This window comes from bacterium (assembly GCA_030654305.1).
In the GTDB taxonomy this organism is placed as follows: Bacteria; Krumholzibacteriota; Krumholzibacteriia; order LZORAL124-64-63; family LZORAL124-64-63; genus PNOJ01.
In genome coordinates this window covers 1-8770 of the sequence record JAURXS010000402.1, presented here as the reverse complement: position 1 = coordinate 8770, position 8770 = coordinate 1, and the positions used below count along the sequence as shown (strand labels likewise).

The 8770-nt window shown below is 69.6% G+C and carries 10 protein-coding genes; 8 read left to right on the top strand and 2 right to left on the bottom strand.

What is annotated here, in order from left to right:
• The 7 genes from Q7W29_11550 to Q7W29_11520 form a co-directional block, all read left to right on the top strand.
• A partial coding sequence (locus tag Q7W29_11550) for a hypothetical protein (protein ID MDO9172453.1) occupies window positions 1–457 on the top strand: 457 nt, incomplete at its 5' end.
• 92 nt (window positions 458–549) lie between these two features.
• On the top strand, window positions 550–1242 hold the full coding sequence (locus Q7W29_11545) for a sigma-70 family RNA polymerase sigma factor (protein MDO9172452.1): 693 nt from the start codon (window positions 550–552) through the stop codon (window positions 1240–1242).
• Window positions 1243–1264: 22 nt separating this feature from the next.
• The gene (locus Q7W29_11540; GenBank protein ID MDO9172451.1) at window positions 1265–2038 is read left to right on the top strand and encodes a zf-HC2 domain-containing protein; all 774 of its coding nucleotides are present in this window, start codon (window positions 1265–1267) and stop codon (window positions 2036–2038) included.
• A gap of 21 nt (window positions 2039–2059) precedes the next feature.
• On the top strand, window positions 2060–3118 hold the full coding sequence (locus tag Q7W29_11535) for a DUF4837 family protein (GenBank protein ID MDO9172450.1): 1059 nt from the start codon (window positions 2060–2062) through the stop codon (window positions 3116–3118).
• Between the two features lie 14 nt (window positions 3119–3132).
• On the top strand, window positions 3133–3915 hold the full coding sequence (locus tag Q7W29_11530; GenBank protein MDO9172449.1) for a slipin family protein: 783 nt from the start codon (window positions 3133–3135) through the stop codon (window positions 3913–3915).
• Window positions 3912–4694, top strand: coding sequence for a hypothetical protein (locus Q7W29_11525; protein ID MDO9172448.1), 783 nt, complete (start codon window positions 3912–3914; stop codon window positions 4692–4694). Before Q7W29_11530 ends, Q7W29_11525 begins: the two co-directional genes overlap by 4 nt.
• A 232-nt stretch (window positions 4695–4926) precedes the next feature.
• Window positions 4927–5685 (top strand): ParA family protein, encoded by a 759-nt coding sequence (locus Q7W29_11520; protein ID MDO9172447.1) that lies wholly within the window; start codon window positions 4927–4929, stop codon window positions 5683–5685.
• A gap of 106 nt (window positions 5686–5791) precedes the next feature.
• On the opposite strand, the gene Q7W29_11515 is transcribed toward Q7W29_11520, so the two are convergent.
• Together Q7W29_11515 and Q7W29_11510 are read right to left on the bottom strand one after the other, a co-directional pair.
• Window positions 5792–6448, bottom strand: a complete 657-nt coding sequence (locus Q7W29_11515; GenBank protein ID MDO9172446.1) for an MBL fold metallo-hydrolase — start codon at window positions 6446–6448, stop codon at window positions 5792–5794.
• Between the two features lie 76 nt (window positions 6449–6524).
• Window positions 6525–7859, bottom strand: a complete 1335-nt coding sequence (locus Q7W29_11510) for an inositol-3-phosphate synthase (GenBank protein MDO9172445.1) — start codon at window positions 7857–7859, stop codon at window positions 6525–6527.
• A gap of 350 nt (window positions 7860–8209) precedes the next feature.
• On the opposite strand from Q7W29_11510, the gene Q7W29_11505 reads away from it, so the two are divergent.
• Window positions 8210–8770 (top strand): DegT/DnrJ/EryC1/StrS family aminotransferase (locus tag Q7W29_11505; protein MDO9172444.1); only part of this gene is annotated, 561 nt, incomplete at its 3' end.

Here is an 8770-nt window from a genome sequence, read left to right as displayed (position 1 = left end):
CTGGGACGGACCTCTGCGCACGCTCGAACCGGACCAGGCCGCGCGCCTCGCCGCGCTGCTCGCGCTGGCCGCAACCGGGAGCGACCCGCAACTCGCGGCGGTCGCGCCGGCGGTCTGGCGGGAGCGCTCCGTCGAGGTCGCCCGCGACCGGCGCACGCCCTGGGAAACCCGCGTGTCCCGGGAGGCGCCGCGCCTCCTGGTCTGGCCGCCCGACGACGGGGACGCCCCGCCCCTCGCCCGCGACCTCGCCCGCAGAGGGCTGGGCCGCGGCGGCGCCGGCGAGATCTGGCGCGTGGACGTCGCGCCTGACGGCGGCGTGCACCTGGAGTCGCGGCGCCACGCGGCGACCCTCGCGCTGGCGCCGCCCCGGCTGGGCTCGCGGCGGGGCGACCCCATCGACGTGCTGCTGCCCCTGTGGCCCCTGGGCGAAGTCCTCGACGAAAGCGCCGGCCGATGAGCCGCTCCGACGATTCCGATGGGAACCGGCGCGACGGTCCCGGTGTTGACCCCCCCGCCGATGACACCCCCCACGCCGCCAGGAGCGACACGGTGTACCTGAACGAGAAGCATCCCGATCCCGGCCGTCACGGTCCGCTCGCCTGGACCGAGCAGCGTGACGAGGATCTGATCGCGCTCGTGCAGCAGGGCCAGAAGCGGGCCTACGACGAACTGGTGCGGCGGTATCGGGGGCGGCTGTACAGCTTCATCCTGCGGATGGTGGGGGACCCCGTCGAGGCGGAGGAACTCGCCCAGGACACCCTGATCCGCGCGTACATCCACGCGGACAAGTACCGCGAGATCGCGCGCTTCTCCACCTGGCTGTTCACCATCGCCACCAACCTGGTGCGCAACCGGGTCCGCAAGCAGAAGCGGCAGCCGAGGATGCTCGTGCTGGACCCCGCGCCCGAGGACGACGGCGACATCCCGCTGGATCCGGCCGACCCCTTGGCCGATCCCACGCGCGAACTCGAGGGCCGCGAACTGGGTCGGCTGATCGCCGAGGCGACCAGCCGCATCCCCGAGCGGTACCGGGTCCCGTTCCTGCTGCGCGAAGTGGAACAGCTGTCCTACGAGGAGATCCAGCAGGTCACCGGCCTGAAGCTCGGCACCGTGCGCTCGCGCATCAACCGCGCCCGGACCCGCTTCCGACAGAACATCAAACCCTTGCTGCGCAACGAGGACCTGCTCGCCGAACTCGAGCTCCTCGAAGCCAGGATGGATCAGGACAACCAGGACGCGTGACGACGTCGAGGAGGACACCCCCATGCTCTGCCGCACGGCACGACAGTTGATCAGCCAGGAAATGGACGGGATGCTGCCCGCCGAGAAGACACCGTCCTTCGAGGAGCATCTCGGCCGCTGCGGCGATTGCCGCGACCACCGCGCCGAGCTCGGCCTCGGCCGGCGCCTGCTGCAGGCGACCGCCGCCGAGCCCGCCGATGCCTTCGAGTGGAAACTCCAGCTGCGCCTCAACCGCGCCCTGCAGGAAGCCGCCGCGACCAGGACCGTGCCCTGGGAGGACGCGCCCCGCAGCGCCGCCGGTTGGTGGCGCGGCTTCGCCGCCTCTTCGCTGGCCGGCGTGGCCGTGACCGCGCTCGTGGCCGTGCTGGTCTGGCCCTCCGGCCCCCGCCCGGTGGAGTCGTCCGCCCGTCCGGCGGCGACCCTGGCCGCGGCCGCGACGACCACCGCCGCGCCGACGACGTCCTCGCGCCTGGTGACGGACCTCTCGGACCGCCTGCCCCTGACCGGCGCCCGCACCCGCGGCACCGCGCTCGGCGGCGGCTTCCTCGGCCGACCGGTCAGCCAGGGACTCCTGGCCGATCGCGCCCGCACGGGGGAGCGCCTGCAGCCGGTCTCCCTGTCGTCCGGCATGCTGGCCGGCCTCGACGACGCCGCCGCCCTGCGCGCCGAGAACGCCCGCCTGCGCGCCGGCCTCATCGGCCTGCGCGACGAGAACAAGACGTTAAAGGCGTTGCTCGCCGCCCGCGGCATCGCGTACCTTGATGCGGACAGCCAAGGCCAGAGCCCCGGTCGCTGATCGTCCGTTGCGAGGTACGCCGTGATCCCCACCCGCCATGCCGCCGCGATCCTCGGGGCGGCAGGCTTGTGTCTGGCCCTGTCGCTGTCCGGCTGCGGCGGCGGCGGCAAGAACGCCATGGTGTCGGCCGTCGGCTCGTACGGCGACGTGGCGCTCGTGGTGTCCGACCCGCAGCTCGACCCGCTGCTGGCGCGAGCGCGCGGCCTGCTGTCGCCGGACGAGAGCTTCGTCCTGAAATCCGAGCCCACGTACCGCTTCCGCACCTTCGCCGGCGGGAAATGGAGCGGCGCCCGCAACTACCGCAACGTGATCATGGCGGTGCGTTGGGGCGACGGCGGTCCCGTCCAGGGCGCGGTCAAGCGGCTGCTGCCCAAGGAGGCCCTGAAGCGGGCCCTGGCGGGTCGCGGCGAGGTCTTCACCGTGCGCAACCCCTGGCTCCACGGCCAGGTGGCGTTCGTCGCGGTCGCGAAGGACGCCGACGCGCTGGTCACGCTCCTGAACCGCCGGGCCCCGTCCATGCGCGACACCCTGGCCGCCGACATCAACCGCCGCATCGTCGCGGACCACCGCGCGCAGGGCCTGCTCGCGGACACCGCCGCCCGCCAGTGGAAGCGGTTCGGCTTCTCCGTCGAGCTGCCGGCCGCCTACCGCGAGAACCAGAGCGAGCCCGGCGGTTTCCCCGCCGTCGAGTGGCTGCGCACCGACGGCTCCACGCGCGGCCTGACGGTCAGCTGGGAAGCCGCCGCCGACCCGCAGTCCCGCCTCGTGGACCAGCCCTCGCTGGTCGCCATGCGGGAGCGGCTGGGCGCGGCGCTGCACCAGGAGACGATCGACCCCGCGTCCTTCGTCTGGTCGCAGGAGACGGTGGCCGGCCTGCCCGCCGTCAAGCTCGCCGGCAGCTGGGTCGACGCCAAGACCCAGGTCGGCGGCCCGTTCCGCTGCTACTTCCTCGCCGCGCCCGACGGCGGCCGCGTCTACTGCTTCGACCTGCTCGTCTACGCGCCGCAGCTCGACAAGATGGACGATTTCCGCCGCCTGCGGGCCATCCTGGAGACCGTCTCCTTCCGCAGACCCGCCTGACCCCGGAGGCTCCCATGCAGTTCCTGACCCTGTCCTTCCTGCCCGTCCTGATGCTGGTGCTCTTCGTGCTGGCCAACTCGCTGCGCGTGCTGCGCGAGTACGAGCGCGGGGTGATCTTCCGCCTGGGCCGCCTGCAGCGCGTCAAGGGGCCGGGCCTGATCCTGCTGATCCCGCTGGTCGACCGGATGGTGAAGGTCAGCCTGCGCATCATCCCCATGGACGTGCCGCCGCAGGACGTGATCACCAAGGACAACGTCTCGGTCAAGGTGAACGCCGTCATCTACTTCAAGGTGGTGTCGCCCGAGATGGCCATCGTCGGCGTCGAGGACTACCTCTACGCCACCTCGCAGGTCGCCCAGACGACCCTGCGCAGCGTCATGGGCCAGGTCGAGATGGACGACCTGCTGTCCGAGCGCAACAAGCTCAACCTGCAGATCCGCGAGATCATCGACAAGGCGACCGAGCCCTGGGGCGTCGAGGTCAGCACCGTCGAGATCAAGGACGTCGACCTGCCCCAGGAGATGCGGCGCGCCATGGCCCGCCAGGCCGAGGCCGAGCGCGAGCGGCGCTCGAAGGTCATCCACGCCGACGGCGAGTTCCAGGCCAGCAAGAAGCTGGCCGAGGCCGCCGTCGTCATCTCGAGCGATCCCTCGGCCATCGTCCTGCGCTACCTGCAGACCCTGAGCGAGATCGCCCGCGAGAACAACTCGACGACGATCTTCCCGGTGCCGATCGATCTCTTCCGGCACTTCGCCTCCAAGCCCGCGGAGACCAAGCCCACGGAGACAACACCGTGAGCGGGGCCCGCCGCCGCCGGCTGTCCGCAGGCGTCCTGGCGCTGGCCCTAGCCGCGGCCGGCGTCGCGTCGGCGCAGGACCAGCCCCGGCGCCCCGTCAGCGGCCGGACCGCCGTCAGCGGCCGGACCGTCGCGACCGTGAGTGAAGAAACGACGGCGGCGCCGGAGACCGGCTGGTGTTTCGGCCTCGCCGCGGGCGTGCTGGCGGGCGGGGACCTGTTCCAGGTGGCGAACGACTTGACGGTGCCCTGGTCGCCGCCGGCCGGCGGCGTCGATTTCAACGCCAAGCGGTTCACCGTGACCCTGGACGAGGCGGCGGCCTTCGGCCTCGCGGCCGCCAAGCGCCTGACCCCGCGGGGCTGGCTGCGCCTCGACCTGACGGCCGGGCGGATGGACACCGCCGCCCTGGCCAACGACTCCCAGTTCGTCACGCCGGTGCTCTACGACCGCTGGAACGTGGTGCAGCTGGACCTCGCCTGGGAGCAGCGCCTGACCGACACCCGCCTGCAGCCCCTGGTCCGGGCCGGCCTGTCCTACACGGGGATCAGCGCCTCGGCCGACGCGGCCGACCAGAGCGTGCCGGGCCTGCTGCTGGGGGCGGGGTTCGTGTACCGCGGGGGCCCCCGCTGGTCCCTCGGCCTCGACCTCGCCGACCACATCCAGCAGTTCACCCTGGACGGGCTGCCGCAGGAGCAGGACTTCCCGGCCGACGCCGAATACCGCGAGTTCGGTCCCCAGCACTTGGTGACGATGACCGTCAGGTTGATGGCACACTTTTAAAATCATGACGATAGGGCAATTATTCGCGGATCTGGTGGCGGCCCCGCTATCGAAACCGATTCGTGAAACACATCCCGCAACACGCTGCGATTCAGACGGTTAAGAGCTGATCGCCAAGCGGGACGCTGGGCGCCGAACCGAATACAGGTTGCTTCACGGGCTCGGATCATTATTATTGACGGTTCACTCCGGATTCCCGGAGCTCCGATGTCCCGACCTGTTGGGAGATTCCATGGGAAACGTCATCGCGGTCGTGAACCACAAGGGCGGCACCGGCAAGACCACCACGGCGCTGAACCTGGCCGCCGGCCTGACCCGCTACAGCGACATCACGTCCAGCTGCCTGGTCATCGACATGGACCCCCACGGCTGCGCCTCCTCGGCCCTGCTGGGCAAGATGAACGGCGAGCCGCCGGCGCGTTCGATCTTCGACGTCCTGCGCCGCGCGATCACGCCCCAGGACGGCATCACCTCGACGGTCTTCGACGAGAACATCGACGTGATCCCGTCCCACCCGTCGCTCGAGAGCATGGCCCGCACCCAGCTCACCGACCGGCTGATCAAGGTCACCCAGGCGCTGTCCACGTCCTACGGCTGGATCATCATCGACACGCCGCCGAACCTGGGCATCTTGACCCAGAACGCCCTGGTCGCCTCCGACTACGCGCTGATCCCGACGCCCTGCACCGGCCTGGCCGTCTCGACCATGCACCAGCTCAGCGCCCTGATCGAGCGCATCCAGGAGCGCCAGAACACCTGGCTGCAGGTGCTCGGCGTGCTGGTGACCATGAAGGACGGGCGGACCGACCTCCACATGGAGGCGCAGAAGGAGCTGAAGAACCACTTCAAGGGCGACCTGTTCAAGACCATGATCACCAACAACATCAAGATCGAGGAGGCGCCCTCGGCCTTCAACAGCATCTTCTCCTACGACTCCGGCTGCCTCGGAGCCTCGCTGTACCGCGACTGGATCAAGGGCGAGCTGATGTAGCGCCACAAGACGTTGGAGAAGAAGCGCAGCGATCGGCTCGAGCAGATCAACGCCTTGGCCGCGCAACCGCCGCAGCCCTGATCTCCGACCGGGTGCGCGGCGCCGGCTAGCGGCCGGCGTCGTTCACGAAGGGGTTGGAGCGGCGCTCGCGGCCCACCGTCGTGTCGGGACCGTGCCCCGGATGGAGCACGGTCTCGTCGTTCAGGGTGTAGACCTCGCGGCGGATGCTGCGCTCCAGCACGGTGAAATCACCGCCCGGCAGATCCGTCCTGCCCACCGACCCGGCGAAGATCACGTCGCCGACCAGGGCGTGCCCCTCCCAGATGAACAGGACATGACCGCGGCTGTGGCCGGGTGCGTGGACGATCCGCAGGCGGCCGCCCCCGAACGGCAGCTCGCCGCCCGGCAGCGGCGCGCAGCGCGGCGCCGGCACGGGGGGGAACCCGTAGGAGGCGCGGCTGGAGGCGAGGCTCGCGATCAGCGCCGCCTCGTCGGGGTGGTGCAGCAGCGGCAGGTCCCAGACCGCCTGGACCGCGGCGGCGGCCGAGATGTGGTCGAAGTGCCCGTGCGTGCAGGCCAGAGCGACCAGCCGGCAGCCGCTGTCCGCCACGGCGTCCAGCAGGACGTCGGGGTCGTCGCCCGGATCGATGAGCACGGCCTCAGCGGCGCCGGGCGCGCAGAGCAGCTGGGCGTTCATCTGCAGGGGGCCGACCACCAGGGTCTCGAGGCGCCAGTCGGCCGGCGGGCCGGCGGGGTGGGTCATGCCGGGGTCCTTTCCGAAAGCGGGGAGGGCCGGCCTCGCGGCCGGCCCCCGTGGTCGTCGTCGTCGGACGTTGCGATCAGCGGTCGTCCTGCGACAGGTCGTCGTAGTACTCGCGCCCGAGGTGGGTGACGAGCTCCTCGCCCATCATCCAGCGCAGCGTGTTCTTCATCTTCTTCTGCTGGATGAAGAGGTCGTGCTCGGGGTAGAGGCCCTGCGGCGTGACCGGGCTCTTCAGGTAGAACGACAGCCACTCCTGGATCCCGCCGAGGCCGGCCCGCTTGGACAGGTCGAGGAACAGGGCGAGGTCCAGCACGATCGGCGCGGCCAGGATCGAGTCGCGGCAGAGGAAGTCGACCTTGATCTGCATGGGCAGGCCCATCCAGCCGAAGATGTCGATGTTGTCCCAGCCCTCTTTGTTGTCGCCGCGGGGCGGGTAGTAGTTGATCCGCACCTTGTGGAAGAGGTTGCCGTAGAGGTCCGGGTACAGCTCGGGCTGCAGGATGGTGTCCAGCACGCTGAGCTTGGACTCTTCCTTGGTCTTGAAGCTGCCGGGATCGTCCAGGACCTCGCCGTCGCGGTTGCCCAGGATATTGGTCGAGAACCAGCCGCTGACGCCCAGCAGCCGGGCCTTGAAGGCCGGGGCCAGGACGGTCTTGATCAGGGTCTGGCCCGTCTTGAAGTCCTTGCCGCAGGTCGGGGAGCCGGTCTGCTTGGACAGCGCCTCGAGGGCGGGGATGTCCGCGCTGAGGTTGGGCGCGCCGTTGGCGTAGGGGATGCCCATCTTGATCGCGGCGTACGCGTAGATCATGCTCGGGGCGATGTCGGGGTGGTTGCTGCGCAGGCCGGCCTCGAAGGACTCGAGCGTCTGGTGGACGTCCGAGGGCTTCAGGAAGATCTCCGTCGAGCCGCACCAGACCATGACCAGGCGCGAGCAGCCGTTGTCCTTCTGGAAGGCCTTCATGTCGGCCATGAGCTGCTCGGCGAAGTCCATCTTGGTGGCGCCCTTCTTCACGTGGGTGCCGTGCAGCTTCTTGACGTAGAAATTATCGAACACCGCGGGCATGGGGCGGATGGCGTCCAGCTCGTCCTTCAGCTCGTTGAGCAGGTCCATCGGCAGCACGCCGGCCTTGACGGCGGCCTCGTAGATCGAATCCTCGAAGATGTCCCAGCCGCCGAAGACGATGTCGTCCAGGCCGGCCAGCGGCACGAAATCCTTGACCATGGGCTGACGGTTGTCGGTGCGCTTGCCCAGGCGGATGTGGCCCATCTGGGTGATGCTGCCGATGGGCAGCCGGATGCCCCGGCGCGACGCGATGACGCCGGCCATGAAGGTCGATGACACGGCCCCCATGCCTGGCGTCAGGATCCCGAGTTTCCCGTCCGCAGGCTTGATCTTCAGGCCTGTTGTCATGAAGAAGCTCCTCTCATTTCACGCGGTCGTTTCCTCAGACTTGGCGCCCGATCTTAGGAGCAAGGGGCGCGGAAAGCAACGTGGAACCACGCCGCGGCATCATCCTTGCCAAGGACCGGGCGGCGGGCTCGCAACCACCGGGAAATAACCCGCATCTGCCGCCCATGCAAGGTCTTTCTCCGGCGGGAACCGGCAGGATCTTGCTAGGAGAACACGCGTCCGCTGATTATCTTATCGGCGCTGGTTGCGGGACACATAATGTGATATGATTAACATCCGTGGTTCAAGTCCATGGATTCGCAACCGGTGCGTGACGCGTCCCGGACGCGGTCAACCTCAAGGAGCCCCACATGACGACCCCGACGCCCATTCCGTACCTCGACCTCAAGGCCCAGGTCGCCCCGATCCGGCGCGACATCGACGCGGCGATCGCCGACGTGGTCGACAACACGGCATTCATCCTCGGGGACCGTCTCGAACGCTTCGAAAAGCACTTCGCCGCCTTCTGCGGCGCGCCGCACGCCATCGGCGTGGACTCCGGCACCCAGGCCCTGCACCTGGTCCTGCGGGCCCTGGGCATCGGCGCGGGGGACGAGGTCATCACCGTCCCGAACACCTTCATCGCCACCGTCGAGGCGATCGTCTACACCGGCGCGACGCCGGTGTTCGTGGACGTCGACCCCGTGACCTGGATGATGGACCCCGAAAAGCTCGAGCGCGCGATCACGCGGCGCACCAAGGCCATCATGCCGGTGCACCTCTTCGGGCACTTGGCGCCGATGGACGAGATCCGGGCCGTGGCCGGCGACCTGCCCGTCATCGAGGACGCCTGCCAGGCCCACGGCGCCCTGTACAAGGGCAAGCGCGCCGGCACCATGGGGATCGCCTCGGGCTTCAGCTTCTACCCCGGC

What these genes read in the sequence shown, in the direction of transcription:
- Q7W29_11540 (MDO9172451.1), top strand. Translation starts at nt 1,265, where the DNA reads ATGCTCTGCCGCACGGCACGACAGTTGATCAGCCAGGAAATGGACGGG.
- Q7W29_11530 (MDO9172449.1), top strand. Translation starts at nt 3,133, where the DNA reads ATGCAGTTCCTGACCCTGTCCTTCCTGCCCGTCCTGATGCTGGTGCTC.
- Q7W29_11520 (MDO9172447.1), top strand. Translation starts at nt 4,927, where the DNA reads ATGGGAAACGTCATCGCGGTCGTGAACCACAAGGGCGGCACCGGCAAG.
- Q7W29_11515 (MDO9172446.1), bottom strand. Translation starts at nt 6,448, where the DNA reads ATGACCCACCCCGCCGGCCCGCCGGCCGACTGGCGCCTCGAGACCCTG.
- Q7W29_11510 (MDO9172445.1), bottom strand. Translation starts at nt 7,859, where the DNA reads ATGACAACAGGCCTGAAGATCAAGCCTGCGGACGGGAAACTCGGGATC.